This is a genomic window from Pseudoalteromonas sp. S1650, assembly GCF_005887195.1.
In the GTDB taxonomy this organism is placed as follows: domain Bacteria; phylum Pseudomonadota; class Gammaproteobacteria; order Enterobacterales; family Alteromonadaceae; genus Pseudoalteromonas; species Pseudoalteromonas simplex.
Map to the genome: position 1 here is coordinate 23,850 of NZ_PNDF01000019.1, position 19,062 is coordinate 42,911.

Annotated in this window: 19 protein-coding genes and 1 tRNA gene; 9 read left to right on the forward strand and 11 right to left on the reverse strand. The window is 41.1% G+C overall.

All coding sequences use genetic code 11. The annotated features are described in order from the left end of the window. Positions 1 to 23: 23 nt before the first annotated feature. Positions 24 to 2,246, reverse strand: a complete 2,223-nt coding sequence (locus CWB80_RS05550; protein WP_138601584.1) for a TonB-dependent receptor — start codon at positions 2,244 to 2,246, stop codon at positions 24 to 26. 387 nt (positions 2,247 to 2,633) lie between these two features. On the opposite strand from CWB80_RS05550, the gene CWB80_RS05555 reads away from it, so the two are divergent. After that, positions 2,634 to 3,476 (forward strand): VOC family protein, encoded by an 843-nt coding sequence (locus CWB80_RS05555; protein WP_249362526.1) that lies wholly within the window; start codon positions 2,634 to 2,636, stop codon positions 3,474 to 3,476. Beyond that, entirely contained in the window at positions 3,476 to 3,628 is a 153-nt protein-coding gene (locus CWB80_RS22465; RefSeq protein ID WP_171041491.1) for a hypothetical protein, read from the forward strand. The genes CWB80_RS05555 and CWB80_RS22465 overlap by 1 nt, the downstream gene beginning before the upstream one ends. 42 nt (positions 3,629 to 3,670) lie before the next feature. On the opposite strand, the gene CWB80_RS05560 is transcribed toward CWB80_RS22465, so the two are convergent. The 8 genes from CWB80_RS05560 to rlmE form a co-directional block, all read right to left on the reverse strand. Continuing rightward, on the reverse strand, positions 3,671 to 4,615 hold the full coding sequence (locus tag CWB80_RS05560; protein WP_138601582.1) for a general glycosylation pathway protein: 945 nt from the start codon (positions 4,613 to 4,615) through the stop codon (positions 3,671 to 3,673). 197 nt (positions 4,616 to 4,812) lie between these two features. Further along, positions 4,813 to 4,897, reverse strand: a tRNA-Leu gene (locus tag CWB80_RS05565). Between the two features lie 76 nt (positions 4,898 to 4,973). Next, entirely contained in the window at positions 4,974 to 5,321 is a 348-nt protein-coding gene (secG, locus tag CWB80_RS05570; RefSeq protein ID WP_054551698.1) for a preprotein translocase subunit SecG, read from the reverse strand. A 1-nt stretch (position 5,322) separates the two neighbouring features. Beyond that, on the reverse strand, positions 5,323 to 6,072 hold the full coding sequence (gene tpiA / locus CWB80_RS05575) for a triose-phosphate isomerase (RefSeq protein ID WP_054551699.1): 750 nt from the start codon (positions 6,070 to 6,072) through the stop codon (positions 5,323 to 5,325). A gap of 69 nt (positions 6,073 to 6,141) precedes the next feature. Beyond that, on the reverse strand, positions 6,142 to 7,497 hold the full coding sequence (gene glmM / locus CWB80_RS05580; RefSeq protein ID WP_138601580.1) for a phosphoglucosamine mutase: 1,356 nt from the start codon (positions 7,495 to 7,497) through the stop codon (positions 6,142 to 6,144). Continuing rightward, positions 7,490 to 8,338 carry a dihydropteroate synthase gene (gene folP / locus CWB80_RS05585; RefSeq protein WP_138601578.1) on the reverse strand — a complete coding sequence of 283 codons (849 nt, stop codon included), beginning with the start codon at positions 8,336 to 8,338 and terminating at the stop codon, positions 7,490 to 7,492. Before folP ends, glmM begins: the two co-directional genes overlap by 8 nt. A gap of 114 nt (positions 8,339 to 8,452) precedes the next feature. Next, the gene (gene ftsH, locus CWB80_RS05590; RefSeq protein ID WP_054551702.1) at positions 8,453 to 10,390 is read right to left on the reverse strand and encodes an ATP-dependent zinc metalloprotease FtsH; all 1,938 of its coding nucleotides are present in this window, start codon (positions 10,388 to 10,390) and stop codon (positions 8,453 to 8,455) included. A 66-nt stretch (positions 10,391 to 10,456) separates the two neighbouring features. Further along, on the reverse strand, positions 10,457 to 11,086 hold the full coding sequence (rlmE, locus tag CWB80_RS05595) for a 23S rRNA (uridine(2552)-2'-O)-methyltransferase RlmE (RefSeq protein ID WP_138601576.1): 630 nt from the start codon (positions 11,084 to 11,086) through the stop codon (positions 10,457 to 10,459). Between the two features lie 89 nt (positions 11,087 to 11,175). Between rlmE and yhbY the strand changes: the two genes are divergently transcribed. Next, entirely contained in the window at positions 11,176 to 11,472 is a 297-nt protein-coding gene (gene yhbY / locus CWB80_RS05600; protein WP_054551950.1) for a ribosome assembly RNA-binding protein YhbY, read from the forward strand. A gap of 106 nt (positions 11,473 to 11,578) precedes the next feature. Here yhbY and CWB80_RS05605 read toward each other — a convergent pair whose 3' ends face one another. Next, positions 11,579 to 12,727: a serine hydrolase domain-containing protein gene (locus CWB80_RS05605; protein WP_138601574.1), complete on the reverse strand. Its 1,149-nt coding sequence runs from the start codon at positions 12,725 to 12,727 to the stop codon at positions 11,579 to 11,581. A gap of 115 nt (positions 12,728 to 12,842) precedes the next feature. Between CWB80_RS05605 and CWB80_RS05610 the strand changes: the two genes are divergently transcribed. From CWB80_RS05610 to CWB80_RS05635, 6 genes are all read left to right on the forward strand, one after another. After that, a complete protein-coding gene (locus tag CWB80_RS05610; protein WP_138601572.1) occupies positions 12,843 to 13,649 on the forward strand; it encodes a hypothetical protein in 807 nt (268 codons plus the stop codon). A gap of 163 nt (positions 13,650 to 13,812) precedes the next feature. After that, complete coding sequence (locus CWB80_RS05615) at positions 13,813 to 14,652, forward strand: MipA/OmpV family protein (RefSeq protein WP_138601570.1); 840 nt, start codon at positions 13,813 to 13,815, stop codon at positions 14,650 to 14,652. Then, positions 14,642 to 15,031, forward strand: coding sequence for a DUF3019 domain-containing protein (locus tag CWB80_RS05620; RefSeq protein WP_138601568.1), 390 nt, complete (start codon positions 14,642 to 14,644; stop codon positions 15,029 to 15,031). The genes CWB80_RS05615 and CWB80_RS05620 overlap by 11 nt, the downstream gene beginning before the upstream one ends. Positions 15,032 to 15,044: 13 nt before the next feature. Continuing rightward, entirely contained in the window at positions 15,045 to 15,752 is a 708-nt protein-coding gene (locus tag CWB80_RS05625; RefSeq protein WP_054551708.1) for a response regulator, read from the forward strand. A gap of 12 nt (positions 15,753 to 15,764) precedes the next feature. Beyond that, entirely contained in the window at positions 15,765 to 17,054 is a 1,290-nt protein-coding gene (locus tag CWB80_RS05630; RefSeq protein WP_138601566.1) for a sensor histidine kinase, read from the forward strand. Positions 17,055 to 17,227: 173 nt separating this feature from the next. Beyond that, positions 17,228 to 18,580, forward strand: a complete 1,353-nt coding sequence (locus tag CWB80_RS05635) for a sodium-dependent transporter (protein ID WP_138601564.1) — start codon at positions 17,228 to 17,230, stop codon at positions 18,578 to 18,580. 31 nt (positions 18,581 to 18,611) lie between these two features. On the opposite strand, the gene CWB80_RS05640 is transcribed toward CWB80_RS05635, so the two are convergent. Further along, positions 18,612 to 19,052 (reverse strand): GNAT family N-acetyltransferase, encoded by a 441-nt coding sequence (locus CWB80_RS05640; RefSeq protein WP_502705002.1) that lies wholly within the window; start codon positions 19,050 to 19,052, stop codon positions 18,612 to 18,614. Positions 19,053 to 19,062: the final 10 nt, after the last annotated feature.

Here is a 19,062-nt window from a genome sequence, read left to right on the forward strand (position 1 = left end):
TACTTGCCCTTTTTTGTTAGTAATTAAAGCTCAAATTCTTTTTTGAATTTTAAGCCAAATTCACTGCGGTCGTTGCTGCGCATTACGCCAACAAAACCAGATTGTTGTAAACGACCCACATCGTATACTTCGTTTAACACGTTCTCACCGTAAAAAGTCACTTCAAAGTCACCGTTCGGGTTTAAGTAAGAGATGTTAAAGCCAACTAATTCACGAGAATCAATGTGTTCACTTTGGTTGTAAACTGATTGACCTTGCATATCGCTACGGTATGAGTAGTTAGCGTTTACTGCCACTGTGCCACCGTTACTTAAATCGATGAAATAAGAAGGTGCGACCATCACAGTCCAACGTGGTGTTAGTGCTGGTGAGTCGCCTTTACCAATACCTAATACACCGTCATCTACTTCTGTGATTTCTGAATCTAGGTAACCAATTGCGCTACGAAGCGTAAAGTCATCTGTAAATGCAATTGTTGTTTCAAGCTCGATACCTTGTGCTTTAGACTCACCCGCATTTTCTACGATAGTAACGAAACCGCCACCTGCAGTTGGATCTGAGAATGGTAATGCTAGGTCTGTGTAGTCAGTAACAAACACCGCAAGCATCATAGATACGTCTTCATGTACTTGACCTTTAAGGCCTAGCTCGTAGTTAATTGCTTTTGTTTCATCGAAAGAAACAAATTGATCAGGACCACCAAATGGACGCGGTGGGAAACCTCCTGTTTGATAACCTTTTTGGATTTGGCCATACACGTTCATGTTATTGCTAAGCTGGTAAGACGCATTTAAATCCCATGTTACTGCATCAAAATCAGCACTTACGTATTTGCGTGTTGCAAACGTTGGGAATAAGGCATCGGCTTCTTTTTTATCTTTCGAATAACGCAGACCACCGCCCACTGTTAAATCGTCGCTTAGGTCATAGCTTGCATTGATATAAGCTGCGTATGAGTTAGTCTCTTGGTTGATATCAAAGTAACCATAATCACCAAAAGACGCAGTAGTACCGTCGTTCAAAAGGCCATCTGGTGTGTTGAATGGGCTAAATACAAACGGACCAGAACTTGTGAAGCCATCTTCATTAAAGAAGTATAAGCCAGACACAAAGTCCATATTATCGAAGCTACCATTTAACTGGATTTCGAATGAATATTGATCTGCACCGCCTTCTTCAGGGAACTCTGATAAGTTAAGGGCAACAGCGTCATCATCAAGACCCCCTTCGTATTCTGAGCTACGGTAGCTTGTGATAAACTTAGCTGTATAGGTGTTATTGATATCCCAATCAGCTGTTAATGAAGTACCCCAGCCTGAGTAAGCCGTCGACTCAATACCCGCTACCGTCGTTGCTAAATCATCAGGATCGCTCGGTAACATGTCTTCTGTAAGTAATGGGAAATCACCATTGAATGGGTCATTCGGGTCAAGTGGCGCCGTTAGCTCAATTGTGTATGGTGATTGGCCTGATTCGTTATCAACACCATCAATTGAGAACACAAAAGATAAGTCGCTGTTTGCTTGCCATTTAAGCGCCATACGACCACTTAACTCTTGCTCTTCACCAATTTCTTTCTCTGGGTTAGCAAGGTTAATCGCTTCACCTACACCATCGCGTTGTTTATAAGACACGCTTGCCGACATGCTTACAGTGTCTGTAAGGCTGTTATTAAAGTAAACGTCACCGGCTAAACGACCACGGCTACCTACTTTTGCATTTGTAGTCACAATGCCTTCATCACCCGGTTGCTTAGTAATAATATTTACTGCACCACCTAATGTGTTGCGACCGTACAAAGTACCTTGTGGACCACGTAATACCTCTACACGCTCAACATTTGGTAATGATAAGTTAGAGCCCATTTGGCGACCAAGGTAAACGCCATCTAAGTAAACACCTACACCCGGATCAGTTGTGATCACATGGTCTTGTAAACCAATACCACGAATGAATACAGATGCATGTGCCGCATTACCTACACCGTAACGAGTGATGTTTAGGTTAGGTACGTATTTGCCAATGTCTTCTAGGTTACTCATGTTCGCTTTATCAATCAGGTTTTCACCGATTGATGTCACTGCTGTTGGCGACTCAAAAATGCTTTCTGTACGCTTACGCGCTGTTACTTCGATTTTTTCGAAAGCATCTTGTTTAGCAGTGGTTTTTTCTTGCTCAGCAAAGGCTGAAGTAGATAATGCAGCAACAATAGCTACAGTTAACTGTGAGAGGTGACGTAATTTCAATTAAAACTCCAAAGGATACCGTGTGTGTATTTTTACCCGTAAATTTCAGGCATAAAAAAAGACGCTTAGGTGTAAGCATCTTTCCTCTGGAGGGGTATTATATGTCAGTTTTGTGAAAATATGTATAATTTTTTTAATTTAATGCTGATTATATTAATTTAAACAATTAAATGTATGACAATTTGAATAATCTCTTCAATTAAATGACTATTGCAATTAAAATTATTGCGCAAATTCAAAGAGTAACATAACAGCAGTATAAATTTATCCTATTCCCACGCATTTAGTAGTAGTTAGATTATTCTATCGTAACACTTCAATTTGATTGAATTTCAAACAAGTAATAGTCTATGCTTTTATTTGATCCCATTTTGCAAGGAGCAAATTTTGAAATTACTCACCCCCTTACGTGCTGCAATTTTAATGGCAGTCGCTGCGGTCTCATTGACCGGTTGCCAGCTTTCTTCAAGCGAACTACCCGCAATCAGTGATTCAGGAACAAAGAACTCAGGTCACGTAGTGTGGCATGATTTGATCACACCTAATTTGGCACAATCTCAAGCATTTTATGCCAGCGTGTTTGGATGGCAATTTCAAGCCGTTAACGACAGCTACACGCTGGCATCATTAGATGGAAAATTAATTGCTGGTATGGCAGAGCTTGATAATAAACAAAATGCCAGCCATTGGCTGAGCCTTATCAGTAGTAAAGACATCGCTGGCGTTAGTGAAAAAACTATCAAAGCCGGAGGTAAAGTCTTAGTAAGCAGTACCGAAATTAAAGGCCGTGGCACTATTGCTGTATTAGAAGACCCCCAAGGGGCTGTTTTTTCACTGATCAATACAGTTAGTGGTGACCCTGAAACTCAGCAAACTGATAACAGCTGGATTTGGCAAGAAGTATGGAGTGATAACCCAGAGCAAAGTAAAGCCTTTTACCAATCACTTGGTAATTATTCAGCACAAAGTAAACCGCTTAATAATGCCAATTACAGTTACTTAGCCTTAAATGGCAAACCTGCGATTGGCTTTGTAAAAAAACCAGATGCCGAGATTGGTAATACATGGGTGAATTACATTAAAGTAGCCGATATTGATGCAACCCTATTAAAAGTAACCTCGGCAGGCGGCATCGTATTGATGGCACCAAGTGACAAAGTACGAAGTGGCAGTGTCGCAATTATTCGTGATCCAGCCGGTGCTGGTATTGTTATTCAGGAGCAAATGTAATGAATAAAAAAATAGTTCGCCTAGCTGCTCTTGCAGCTGCAATATTAACTTTAAATGCCTGCACCCCCTATGCAAGCCTAGATATTAATGCGCCATTTAAAGTAGGTCCTGTGTACGTTAACCCAAGTATTGGCATTGGCGGTACACTTTAATCAATTTCAGGGCGCTGCGTTTTAAACAAAGCGCCCTATTCATTAGTGTTTTACTTTTAAGCGTTGCACTTGGGTCAGTACATCTTCAGCCTTGGCGCCTAGGTAAACGTAAATTGCCAGTGCAATCAACAGACCTACCACAGCAAACATCATCAATACAGCAGGTATAACATTCTCAGTTTGCCCGAGTGCTGCTTTAAACATGGTTAGTAAGGCTTCTATCGATACTGCAATCAAAATTGTTGAGATAAAGCGTGTGATCGTACGTCTTGTTGAGCTGTGGCGAAAAATATCCTTATGCATGAGGATTTCTTCTTCTAGAATTGTTTTACCTAAATCAAAAATAGCCAACGCTAAAGTAACAAAGATAATAATAGTAAATGGTTTAAGCGGGTCTGACTGGGTGTCTTCGCTAATCACTAAGTCCACCATTCCAGCAAACACTTTATATAACAGATAGAACACCAAGCAAAACAAACAAGTGACAATCAAGCCATAACCTACCTTAAAGTAAGGTGTCATTCTGGCTCGTTTGGTGTCTCCCATAATAAATTCAATCAGTTCTGTTAAACACACATCGATGACTAAGAACTGCTGCAAATTATTACCTGCAGGAATTGTTTTAATAACAGAAATACACAAGTGCTTTGTCGCCGTGGAAATATACGGCGATGTAAAGTGCGGCTCCGGCGTAGCAGAAGCGAGTAAAAAATAAGGCCGAGCACTTAAGTCCTGCCCTGCTCCAATATGACCCAGTTTCTTGCTGTATTGACGCTTAAAGCAGACATTATCACCTTGCTGAATGCCTTGTTCATTCAAGCAATATTGCAATTCTAGAAATGGATATTGATTGACGAGCTGTTGATAGGCTTGCTTGTTAGTCAACGATGCCTGAACACTGGCAAGTATAGAAAGAAGCAGTTCATGAATAAGCTGTTGTTGCTCTTCATATCGTTCTATAGCACTTAAATAACTCATTCTGGCCATCTTGCTTCCTCAAAGTAATGATATCAACTCTAGTTAAGCAAGGAAGACTCCAATTTTTATTTCTATTAATAATCAATTAGTTAATTTCGTGCACGGGAATGACATTAGAATAAAAGCACTATAAAGGTGCGCATTTTGTTTTATGAAGCACTAAAACGAAAAAAGCTGTAACTCAGTGAGTTACAGCTTTTTAATTTTGGTGCGGATGGGGGGACTTGAACCCCCACGGCCGAAGCCACCACCCCCTCAAGATGGCGTGTCTACCAATTCCACCACATCCGCATACAATTCTGTATGTTGTTAAGCTTTAAGTTTACTTGAGGAATGAAAACTGCTTAACGCTAATTAGCAAAGCTAATTAGTTAGGTACGTCAGACGTTTTATCTTCTGTCGCAGGCACATCAGATTGTGCTGGCGTTACAGTTTCAACAGCTGGCGCAGCTTCTAGGTTTTCCCACTCATCAGTCTTTTTGATTTGACCTGCAGTAAGGTTACCTAGAACAATACTTAGTACGAAGAAGATCGTTGCTAAGATTGTTGTTGTTTTAGTCATGAAGTTACCAGCACCTGATGAGCCAAACACGGTACCAGAAGCGCCAGCACCAAATGATGAACCCATATCTGCGCCTTTACCTTGTTGGATTAAAACCATACCAACTAATGCTAAAGCAACAATTAAATAAACTACTAATAAAATTTCGTACATCTTATACGGTCCCTTTTGCACTTTCACAGATAGCAGTAAATGAATCTGCTTTAAGACTCGCACCTCCAATAAGGCCGCCGTCTATATCTGGTTGTGCAAATAATAATTCGCTATTTTTTTCATTTACGCTACCACCATATAAGATGGTTAACTGCTGTGCTACATCGCTATCCGAAGAAGCAATCTTCTCACGGATAAATTTGTGCACGGCTTGCGCTTGCTCAGGAGAGGCAGTCTTACCTGTGCCAATGGCCCAAACGGGCTCGTATGCTACCACAGAATTCTTCAGTGCTGCTACACCTAATTTGCTAATTACAGCATCAATTTGAGCTGCAACCACTAATTCAGTTTCGTTTGCTTCACGTTGCTGCTCGCTTTCACCCACACATAGGATAGGAGTTAAGCCAACTTGCTGCGCTCGCGCAAACTTATCTGCAACAACGTCATCTGACTCACCGTAAATGCTACGACGTTCAGAATGGCCAACTAACGTATAAGCTGCGCCTAGGTCTTTGACTAGCTGAGCATCTACTTCACCCGTAAATGCACCTGCTTGATTTTCAGAGACTGTTTGCGAACCAAACGTGACATTTTGTTGCTGCAAAGAACTCAACAATGGGAATGGTGGAAACACCACTATATCCAGTTCATCCGTTTGAACATTTTTAATAGCAGTTGATAACTGTTCAACAAGCTCTAAAGAGCCGTTCATTTTCCAATTACCTGCGACCATCGGCTTACGTGTTGCCATTATTCCACTCCACATTTGAAAGCGGGCAAGATACTAACTCGACTTGCCCGAAGTTACAAGAGGTTATTGTTATGCCTCGGTTTGTTTGCTCACAGTTTCGACAACTTCAGCTATTTTGCGAGCACTATCAAGTACAACTTTTTCTTGCTCAGCTTCAACCATTACTCGAACAACAGGCTCTGTACCTGATTTTCGAAGTAATACTCGGCCTGTATCACCTAATTGCTCTTCAACATGCGCTACCATCTCAACTACAGCTTGATCTTGCGTTGGATCGGTACCTTGTGGGTAACGAACATTGATCATTTTCATTGGGTACTTTGTAAAACCTGCCCCTAAGTCTTGCAATGTTTTATTCTGTGCAACCATTGCCGCTAACACTTGCAAGCTTGAGATAATGCCGTCACCCGTACTGATTAAATCAAGATTTAATACATGGCCTGAGCTCTCACCACCGATTTTCCAGCCATTCTCTTGAAGCAGCTCCATCACGTAGCGGTCGCCTACTTTACTACGAGCAAAGCCAATACCGCGCGCTTTTAATGCATTTTCAAGGCCCATGTTAGACATAACAGTGCCAACAACACCCCCACCTAAAATATCGTCATTTGCAGCTTGACAAGCAATGATATAAACAATGTCATCACCATCAAATACACGACCATTGTGGTCAACCATCATTACTCGGTCACCATCACCATCGTAGGCAATACCAACATCAGCATTGTGTTCTAATACTTTGCGTTTAAGCGTTTCAACATGGGTTGCACCACACTCTAGGTTGATATTTACCCCATTTGGCTCACAAGCATGACAGATTACTTCAGCGCCTAACTCACGCATTACTGACGGTGCAATGTGGTATGTAGCACCATTTGCGCAATCGAGAACAATTTTTAAACCTTCAAGCGATAAGCCTTGTGGGAATTGGCTTTTGCAAAACTCAATGTAGCGACCGTCAGCTGTTTCTAAACGACGCGCTTTACCAAGCTTGTCAGAGGCAACGCAGGTCATTGGCTCATCCATCATAGCTTCAATTTCAAGCTCAACATCATCTGGTAATTTTAAGCCTCTGCTTGAAAAGAATTTAATTCCGTTATCATGGTAAGGGTTATGAGATGCACTAATTACAATACCCGCTTCAGCACGGAACGTTTGCGTTAAATAAGCAACCGCCGGCGTTGGCATTGGGCCTAACAAAACAACATCGATACCAGCGGCGATTAAGCCAGCTTCAAGTGATGTTTCAAGCATATAGCCAGAAATACGTGTGTCTTTACCAATAATGACTTTTTTGGTACCAATTTTTGATAAAACGCGACCTGCAGCCCAACCAAGCTTAAGCGCAAACTCTGGAGTGATTGGGAATTCACCCACCATGCCACGTACACCGTCCGTGCCAAAATATTTTCTTGTTTTACTCATTTGTAATTCCTTTAGTACATGCTTGCCAAACGCTAAGCACATCAACTGTTTCTTGTACGTCATGAACGCGAATGATTTTTGCACCGTTTTGTGCTGCTATCAGCGCGCCTGCAAGGCTTCCCGCTAAGCGTTCATTGGTATCTCTATTTAATAAGTTACCGATCATTGATTTACGAGATAATCCCGCAAGAACCGGTAATTTGAATTGGTTAAATACATCAAACTTATTTAAGATTTGGTAATTATGAGCCAGTGTTTTACCAAAGCCAAAACCTGGATCTAAAATAATACGTTCAGACTGAATGCCCGCTTGCTCACACGCGGCTAAACGCTCTGCAAAGAATTCGTTAATATCAGCAAATAAATCATCATAATGTGGGTTACTTTGCATCGTACGAGGCTGACCTTGCATATGCATTAAACAAATTGCCACCTCTGGGTATTGTGCTAATACCTCTATTGCCCCTGGCTCTTGCAAAGCTCTGACATCATTAATGATATCAGCCCCTGCAATTATTGCTTGGCGCATTACTTCGCTTTTGCTGGTATCAATGGAGATAATACAATCGCTGGATGCTCTTAGCGCTTTAACTAAAGGAATAACGCGATCAAGCTCATCCTCAAGAGATACATCAGGTGCCCCAGGGCGGGTTGACTCACCACCTATATCAATTATTTTTGCGCCTTGATTTAATAACGTTTTAGCTTGTTTGACAGCGCTGTCGAGTTGGCAATAACTACCACCATCAGAGAATGAATCAGGAGTGACATTTAAAATCCCCATAACAACAGGGGAATCGAGGCGTAAAATGCGACCTCGCGGTAATTTAAGAGCGGTCATTTTTACTTAAACTTCCATGCATTTGCTTCACTGGACTCCACTGGAATAGTGAGCCAATTTTATGCTACAAAAAAGCCCCGGCATCCGGGGCTTTTGCTTTTTATATTCTAGCGATTATTCAGCTTTGTCATCAAGGCTTGTTTCATCCTTTTTTACTGAATCATCAGATTTAGTTTCATTAACTACAGGCTCAGCTTTCGCACTCGGCTTTTTATCGTCTGAACGGCGGTCATGAACATCACGTGGCTCACGTACAGGCTGACGTGCCATTAAGTCATCAATTTGACCCGCATCGATCGTCTCATACTTCATGAGTGCATCTTTCATCGCATGTAAGATATCAATGTTATCTTTAAGGATTTGCTCTGCACGTTGATAGTTACGGTCTGAGAATAAACGAACTTCGCTGTCGATAACTTTTGCTGTTTCATCAGACATGCTCATAGCACGGCTACCGCCGCCACCCATGTACATTTCGTTTTGATCTTCAGCGTAAAGTAACGGACCAAGTTTTTCACTTAGACCCCATTGGGTAACCATTTTACGAGCAATATCTGTTGCACGTTCAATATCGTTACTTGCACCAGTTGTCACTTTATCTTCACCGTAGATAAGTGCTTCAGCGATACGACCACCGTAAAGACTCGAGATCATTGACTCTAATAGCTCTTTTGAATGGCTTACACGATCTTGCTCAGGCAGGTACATAGTGACACCTAAAGCACGACCACGAGGAATGATAGACACTTTATACACTGGATCATGTTCAGGCACCATGCGACCAACAATCGCGTGACCCGCTTCATGGTAAGCAGTCATTTCTTTTTCCTGCTCACTCATCACCATGGTCTTGCGCTCTGCACCCATCATGATTTTATCTTTTGCAGCGTCAAATTCTGCCATGCTTACAACGCGTTTGTTACCACGAGCTGCATATAAAGCGGCTTCGTTAACTAAGTTTGCAAGGTCAGCACCAGAGAAACCAGGTGTACCACGTGCAATTACCGCAGCTTCAACGTTGTCACCTAATGGCACTTTACGCATGTGAACTTTAAGGATTTGTTCACGGCCTCGAATATCAGGAAGACCAACAACAACTTGACGGTCAAAACGGCCAGGACGTAATAACGCAGGGTCTAATACATCAGGGCGGTTCGTTGCAGCGATAACGATAATACCTTCATTACCTTCAAAGCCGTCCATTTCTACAAGCATCTGATTTAGCGTTTGCTCACGCTCATCGTGACCACCACCCATGCCAGCGCCACGTTTACGGCCTACTGCATCGATTTCATCAATAAAGATGATACAAGGTGCTGCTTTTTTAGCTTGCTCGAACATGTCACGTACACGTGATGCACCAACACCAACAAACATTTCTACGAAATCAGAGCCTGAAATTGTGAAAAACGGCACTTTAGCTTCACCAGCTACCGCTTTAGCTAGTAATGTTTTACCTGTACCAGGAGGACCAACCATCAACACACCTTTCGGGATGCTACCACCTAGCTTTTGGAATTTTGATGGGTCACGTAAGAAGTCTACAAGTTCAGTTACATCTTCTTTCGCTTCGTCACAACCAGCAACATCAGCAAACGTTGTTTTAACTTGGTCTTCACTCATCAGGCGCGCTTTACTCTTACCGAAAGACATCGCGCCTTTACCGCCACCACCTTGCATTTGACGCATGAAGAAAATCCACACACCAATAAGCAGTAACATCGGGAACCAAGAGATTAAAATGCTGGCGAGGAATGACTGCTCTTCTGGCTTAACGCCTTTGACATTAACGTTGCTTTTTAAAAGATCATTCAAGATGTCTTTATCATACATAGGCATGATGGTTTGAAAGCGCTCACCATTTGTTTTAGTACCAGTAATCGTACCTGTGGTGCTTTCAATTGAGACTTCTTGGATAGCGCCACTGCGAGCGTCGCTAACAAATTGAGTGTAACTTGTTTGGCGATCTGCCTGATCACCACCATTAAAGCTCTGGAACACTGACATTAGCACTACTGCAATGACCAGCCAGAGTATTAGATTTTTCGCCATATCGCTCAAGGAGTTAACCTCTTGTATCCAATTAATTTAAATTCAACTTAACGCAGCACAACTGTACTACAGTTTGTAACCTGTCGCCACTATATATACTTCCCGAGAGCGGGCACGTGATGCATCGGGCTTTCTAATTTTAACTGCTTTAAAGCTATTACGTACTTCTTGTAAGTATTGATCAAATCCTTCACCTTGGAAGACTTTGACACAAAACGCACCATTTTTCTTTAAAACTTGGTGGCACATATCTAATGCTAATTCGACTAAATACATACTACCCGCTTGATCCACTGATGTATTACCACTCATATTGGGTGCCATATCAGAAAAAACTACATCAACATTTTTTCCGTCAATACGTGTTAATAGTGCATCAAGTACCGCTTCTTCACGAAAGTCACCTTGCAAGAAATCAACACCTGCTAAGGAATCCATAGGCAAGATATCACAAGCAATAACCTGACCATTATCACCAACCTTTTCAGCTAAATACTGTGACCAACTTCCTGGCGCAGCACCTAAATCAACCACCGTCATCGATGGTTTGATTAATTTATCTTTGTTTTGAATTTCGTCTAATTTGAATACCGCACGAGAGCGCCAACCTTTCTTTTGCGCTTCGTGAACATAAGGATCGTCGAAATGTTCCTTCAGCCAACGCTTAGAACTGGCTGAATGTTTTTTATTTGCCATAAAATTAATACGTAACTAATTAGTAATATTCTCTAGATGGCGTTAGAATACCCTTAATTCAAGCCATATTCAGCAAAATTTGTAACATGATGAAATTATCGAACAAACAAAAGCAGTTTTTAAAAGGCCAAGCGCACAGTTTAAAACCTGTTGTATTACTTGGTGCAAACGGATTAACCGAAGGCGTTTTAGTTGAAATCGAAAGCGCTCTAGAAATTCATGAGTTAATCAAAGTTAAAGTTCCTACAGATGAACGTGAAACTAAAACATTGATTTTTGATGCAATTGTTCGCGAGACAGGCGCAACAAAACTACAAACAATTGGTCATACAATTGTACTGTATCGTCAAAGCGAAGAGAAAAAGATTCAATTACCGCGCGGTTAATCCTGCCTTGTGGAGTTTCGAATCATTAAAAGCCAGCAAATTTGCTGGCTTTTTTGTAGGCAAAAATAATTTTCCATTAATTTGTAACTAAACTTTTTTACCTAAGCTATTTTTGCTCTCGCGTGAATTTAAGAACCCGATTGATAAACTCGGTAGTAAGCTCGTTAATTAACCCAGTTTCGGCATTAAGAACTAAGCTAAACCCGATGTTTAGATGCGGAAATACAACAATATCGCTGCGATAACCTTGTACCCAACCGCTATGGTAGTAAAGCACTTCATCATCATAATTATAAACACGCCAACCTAATCCATAATAAGCATCTTTTACATGTTCACGCCAAACCCTACGACGAGTTTCTTTTTTAGTATGTGTGTAAGGGCGGGTTTGTTTGATCAATGCCTCGAGTGGTAATACGTCAGGGTATTGCCCTAACTGTGCATTCAACCAAATCGCCATGTCATTTGCGCTGGCGTTCACTCCTGCAGCCGCAGGCACTTTATAATAGTTTTTCTTCAAGCGTGATGTATACCATCGTTTTCTGCCGCGCACATGAGGGTGAGCATAATTATCATCTTTCACCATCCCCTCAAAACCAACACTCGCATCCGCCATTTTTAATGGTGCAAAAATATACTCCGAAATCCAGTGTGAGTAATCCATCTGTGTTGATTGATAAATCACAGAATCAATCAAGCTAAACATCACATTTTGATAACCGTAACATTCACTTGGTTTGCAGATAGGCTCAACAGTCAATAGCCGCTCGACAATATCTGGGTAGCTCATACGCGACTCAATTAGGTTATCGTATGCGTTAGGTACCAAGCCACTAGAGTGACTCAATATGTGATAAATTTTTAAGTCATCTTTATAAGCAGTATTAGCAAAAGCAGGAATAAACTTACTGATAGGGTCATCAATATTAAACTCCCCTTGTGCTGCCAGTTTTGCGGTTAATGAACCCGCAAATGTTTTTGAGACGGATGCCAATCGAAAGCGGGTATGTTTATCTACTCTGCGGCCTTTTTCTATTTTTGTTCGACCAATACCGTTAATAAAATCATCATGACCAATATTTACAATTGCCAATGAGCCACCTGGGATCCCTTTACTTTTTAGTTTTCGGGTGAGGTGTTTATTATAATCAGCAACGAATGTTTGCCATTGCTTATCACTCGAAGCAGCTTCACCACTAACAAAAAGCAGTGTTAAAGAAAAAAGAAAGGAAATTAAAAATAAGCTGTACTTCATTATTTATTTTTTTAAGTCTGTTTAGGAAGTTTCTTATAACATAATATCATGAACTTTTGCCTCGACTAACGTACAATACGCTTAATCTTAATTATTTATGGGTAGATTATTTTTTATGCGCTTATTCGTGCTTTTATTTTTTGTTTTAATTTCAGTCGGTTGCGCCCTTAAACCAGAGCCAGCGCCGTTACTTACAATGCCAAAAAAACCGAGCTTACAGAGCCAGCGTTTTCAAGTTGAGTATCAAACAGAGCATGCATCACCTAAAGTGAAATCGGTACAACTACCAGCTCATACAGTAAGTAAAAATCAAACCGTCATGATAGTTGCCGACAAAACCAGTGTCACAGATACACTGTACTCTCAACTAACTGAGGCACTTACAGCTAAGCAGTTAAAAGTCGTAGCCGAAGGCGCACAAGCAGATTATACCCTATCTATCCATCAGCTTGATCTGGAGCTTATTGAAGAAACAGAATACCAATTGGTGAAACCCAAAAAGCCACTTTCTTTATTCGATGAAGTCGCCAAGCAATACCCTGTTCAACAATGTGCGACTATTTTAGGCCAAGTAAGTATGCGCCTAACTCATAAAAAAACAGGTGACGTTGTCTGGTTTGCAAAATCGTCAATTGATAGCGCAAGCTTTCACCGCGAGCCGCTAATCTACAGCTTTGAGCAACAACAACTAATAAAGAATGAACTTGAAGTAGCCAGCTTTGTGCATGAGCAAAATTCAGAGCAAGCACGTATGGCACGTGTGAATATAGACGTGACGATACCTGAGTATCAGACCATTACACGCATGGACATGTTAAAAAAAGAACAAGGCCCGTGTACCCGTACTGAAGTTAGTGCTCTTACGCCTATGATGCAATACTATCTTAGCAGTATCTTAATCGATAAAATCAAAGTTCAATAAATAACTTTCGCTGTTTGTCTGCCCATAGGCAAACAGCGCCCTTCACCATCTCCTCAACATCATTTCATTCGTCTGTTGCTACATTTTTTTACAGATTACAGGAACTCATTAACAATATACTATATGCTATTACCCTTTCTTACAGACAGACAAGGAAGCCACGTTGCGAGCTCAAAGTACCCTATTTTTAATATGTTTAACCTTGCTAAGTACCCCAAGCCTAGCAAGTAATCGCTATTATGCCGACAATACATTAGAGCCTAGCCAAGGCTTTGCATGGGATTGGGGCATAGGCGCTGGGTATTACATTGAAGACTCGTATCTAATAGGCATGGACTCTTACAATGATGGCTTTGAACCAGATATTCACCTTGCCGTTTCTTACAACAATTTTTACCTTGATTATGATCAAAGCCAACTTAGTGGTGGTTTGACTCTGGGTTATAGTGTTATCGACAAATTTGAATGGGGCTTAGACCTAGTAGGCACAAATGTTCAATCTGGTTTTGATGATACAGGCTTAACTTTTTACGGTGACGAAGTCATCGCAGAACTCGAAGGTATAAAAAGCCGTAATTATGATTTTGATGTTGGCCTTCGCCTATCACGCCGTTTCGAAAACTCACAAATCTCATTTGAGTATTTACATGATGTTTCTGGTACCCACAACGGCTGGGTGATGAATTCATTTTTTAGTCAGATTATCCCTTGGCGAAATTGGGAGTTCCGCTCTGGTGTTGGCTTAAGTGCTTACTCTAATGATTTTACTGACTATTACTTTGGAATTTCACCATCAGAATCTTTATTAACACGCCCTGTCTATGATCCTGATACCTCGTACAGTTTAATTTTTGAATTCCATGCTGAATACCCTATAAATAGGCATTGGGTGTTTCTAACTGGCTGGCTTTCAACCTGGTTTTCTAAAGACATTCATCAAAGCCCAATTATTTCGCAAGAGTATCAGCATAAAGCCAAGGTAGGCGTGCGTTATGTTTTTTAAGTATTGTGTAACGTTAACAATATTATTTGCAAAACCCGTGTTTGCCCAAGATCAAGCAAATACAGATAATGCGTTAGTTGCATTGCCTGATACATGCGTAGCCTTACGTGAAGGTAGAAATTGCTTTGCCGAGGTGGATATAACCTGGCAACAACATAATACTGGCAATTACTGCTTACGCAACGCTCAAAGTAAGCACATCATGCAATGCTGGTTAATGCAACAAAAAGGGCTATTTAGATACCAGTTTGATTCTGCTGAAAGTGTTGGTTTCGAGCTAATAAATAGTAATAACGGTAAAGTTGTCGCAAGCACAGAAATACAATTGCAATGGGTCTATAAAAATCGTCAGAAGAAACGACGCTGGCGATTGTTTTAACTAGGAGTGAATAATGGAACATTATGGGACCATCTTATTGGTTGAAGATGATATATCTCTTGCCAACTGGGTTGCAGAATATTTAATCGAACAAGGCTACCAAACAACACTATGTCAACGCGGTGACCAAGTTGTTGAGCAAGTACGTAAAACAAACCCAGACTTGGTTTTGTTAGATATTATGCTACCAGGGCAAGACGGTATTAGTGTGTGCCGAGACTTAAGGCAGTTTTATCAAGCCCCAATTATTATGCTAACCGCTCGTGATGATGAAATGGATGAAGTGATTGGCCTTGAAGTGGGTGCAAGCGATTATATGATGAAGCCCGTTCGTCCCCGTGCATTATTAGCACGTATTAAAGCGGCACTGCGCTCTAAAACTGATACGCAAGAGTCAACAGCCAACTCTGAACTAATAAATGTGGGTAAGTTATCAATTAATACTGAATCACGTACCGTTTACTTGGCAGATGAAGAAGTTCATATTTCAAGTGCTGAATACCTTCTACTCCATTACTTAGCAAGTAATGCAGGCCAAGTTGTATCCCGCGACTCTGTGTTTAAAGCGACGAAAGGTCGAGAGTATGATGGCTTAGACAGAAGTGTGGATGTGCTCATTTCATCGTTACGTAAAAAATTTAATGATGACCCACAACACCCTGAAAAAATTAAAACCATCTGGGGCAAAGGCTATTTACTTGTTGCCACGGCATGGCAATAGCATTGAGCGCCTGTGAAAAAGTTTTATCTTTCGCTACTTGGTAGTGCTTTACTTTCAATCATTGTTTTGGGTTGGCTAATTGATGCTTTCAGTCAGCAAACCCAAGCTCCTCAAGATGTGTTTTCTAGCGAAACACAAATGATTAAAGGTTTTGCAAAACAAATCGCCAAGCTTGACGCTAAACAGCGCGAGCAAGCTATCACGGATATTAATCAAGACTTTGCAGTGCAACTTGAGTATCGCCCGACGCAATCGCTTGCACTTCCCCATTCTCTATTATCACAAATAACCCAACCTAGCGGTCTGATCCTCGAAGATCAACAAGGCTACTATTTACTTTATAGTGAAGCCGCTTTAGGCACGCACCACTTAAAAATGCGTTTAGATAAAGACTTAACACACGAACAAGGCAACGATGTGTTACTCACCTTGTTGTTCTACGCTGGGTTATGCGTATTTATGGGCTTTATCATTGCGCCACTAGCCAAGCGTTTAACCGTTTTAAACGAAGCAGCAAAACGCTTTGCCAAAGGCGATTTAAAAAGTCGTATTCACTTATCTCATTTTACCTATATCAAAGATGTTGAGCTAACATTCAACCGTATGGCTAGCCAAATCGAAAAACTGCTTGATGAAAATAAGTTGATGGCATCGAGTTTATCTCACGATATTCGCACACCTATCGCTTGTTTACGGTTTGGCCTAGAGGCAGCGCAAGATTGTAGTAGTGAAGAAAAGCGCCTTGAGTATCTTGCTCGCATGGAAAACGACTTAGATCAAATGGAGTCAATGCTAAAGAGTTATCTGGCATTTGCTACCCTTGAGCAAAAAGCGAATCAATTGACCTTCAATCATTCTGATTTAGAAACCTACATCCTTACACTCATTCATCAAATTGAACCTAAAGTAGAACAACATGGCTTACGCATTAATCACCGCGTTGAAGGCGATGATATTTGTGCTGATTTGCACTGGTTAGCTCGGGCCATTGTTAATTTATTAAGTAATGCTTGCGACTTTGCTGAATCTGAAATTTTACTCAGCGCTACGAGTACCAGTGAATCCGTTACCATAAAGATTGAAGATGACGGCCCGGGTGTCAGCGAACAAAACTGGCAAAAAGTATTTAGTCCATTTTTCCAAGAACAAACGCATCGCAATCGGGATGGAGAAAGCTACGGGCTTGGCCTTGCTATCGTTGCGAAAGTCGTTGATTGGCATCATGGTAAGGTCGAAGTATCAAAAAGTAAGCAGCTAGGTGGCGCGTGTTTTACTCTTTCAATTCAAAATAAAAGCCTTTAAACATGTTTCAATTACGTTAATTGTCTCGTATTGTAGAGAACAATTGCACGAAATGTACGCTGACTTCAAAGATAACAATATATAGAACGAATTTGACCTAGATTAACTCTTTTTATTTAGTGTTAATTCAAGTAGATTGTCAGCGCCGTCACAAATAGAGAAGTAACAAAAATATGAGCGCATCACGTGGGGAGTTCAGCTCCCGCTTTGGATTTATTATGGCAGCAGCAGGCTCTGCTGTTGGCTTAGGAAATATTTGGGGTTTCCCAACACAAACTGCAAGTAATGGCGGTGCCGCATTTTTAGTGGCTTATTTAGTATTAGCATTTTGTCTTGCTTATCCTGCTTTAATGGCTGAGTTAGTGATTGGTCGTCACGGTCAAGCTAATGCCGTCACTTCACTTCGAAAAGTAACAAATCAAGCATGGCAAAAGAAGTTTGCCTTCATGGTAGGTTTTGGCGGTATTATTTGTGCGGGTCTAATTTTAAGCTTCTATGCTATCGTCGCAGGCTGGATGCTGAGTGCGACCCTCGAACCCGTTGCGCAATTAGCCGGTCAAGAGCAAGCTGGCACTTGGCTTAGTGAGCAGTCACTACCAAGAAACCTTATATTTTCTGCTACATTTATTATTTTAACCGTTGCGATTATCTCTAAAGGCGTCGAAAACGGCATAGAAAAATGGTCTAAGCGCTTAATGCCTGCTCTGTTAGGCATTCTGTTTATGCTGATCATCTATGTAATGACTCAAGATGGCGCAATGGCAGGCCTAAAAGCGTATTTAGTGCCAGACTTTTCATCGATTTTAAACCCTGAGTTATTAGTGAATGCGTTAGGGCAAGCATTTTTTTCACTATCGCTTGGTACCAGCGTAATGATCATCTACGGATCATACATCAGCAAAAAGGAGAACTTAGTATCGTTAGGCGCTTATGTGACTTTAATCGATGTGTTCATTGCATTTGTTGCCGGTTTACTTATTATTCCTGCGATGTATGTAGCCCAGGCACAAGGTGTTGAGATTTTCTCTGCAGAAGGTGCACTACTTTCAGAAGATACCTTAGTATTCCAAGTGCTACCGGCGCTTTTCACCAGCATGGGTGATGTGGGTATTTTTGTTGGTTTTGCTTTTTTCGCGTTAATGAGTATTGCAGCATTAACGTCATCTATTTCGATGCTAGAAGCACCTGTTTCTTATGCTGTTGAACGTTTTGCGCTAAAGCGAGTACAAGCGACTTGGATCATTGGCGGTATTATTGCGCTCATTAGTTTTACAATTGTCTTTAACCTAGGCACCTTGTTTGGCTTTGTGATCACCTTAACAACTAAGATTGGTCAACCTATTCTAGGCTTAATGTGTTGTATTTTTGTTGGTTGGATTTGGCATCGCGGGTCGTTACTAAAAGAAATTCAACAAGGGTGCCCAGAAGCTGCTAGTAGTTTCTTTTGGAAAGTATGGCCATGGTATATCAAGTTTATTTGCCCACTCGCCATTGCACTCGTATTCGCGAACTCTTTGTTAAGCTAGTAAGCATTTATGTTTGAAGTGGCCCCATAGGCTACTTCAAACACATATCCTGATGTGGAATACCATCTTCTAAGTAATCATTCCCCACATTTTCAAAACCAAATTGCTGATAAAACCCTGTTAGGTAACACTGAGCACCAATCATAATCGCTTTATCAGGCCAATGCCTCTTACATGTATCAATCGCGGTTTGCACTAGCTTGGTTGCGAGTCCTTCACCACGAAATTGCTCTGCAACCAGTACTCGACCAAATGCGCTAAATTGCTCATTCTTTTTATAACATCGTGCATAGGCTGCCACCTGCAGGTCTTTGAACAAGAACACATGTTGGGTCAGTTCATTGTTATCCACTTCGTCAATTTCTGGGTAAGGGCAAGTTTGCTCTACCACAAATACATCAACCCGCGCCCGTAAAATGGCAAATAACTCATCTTTACTGAGTTCGTTATAACTTTTAACAGAAAACATAATGCTCCTTAAT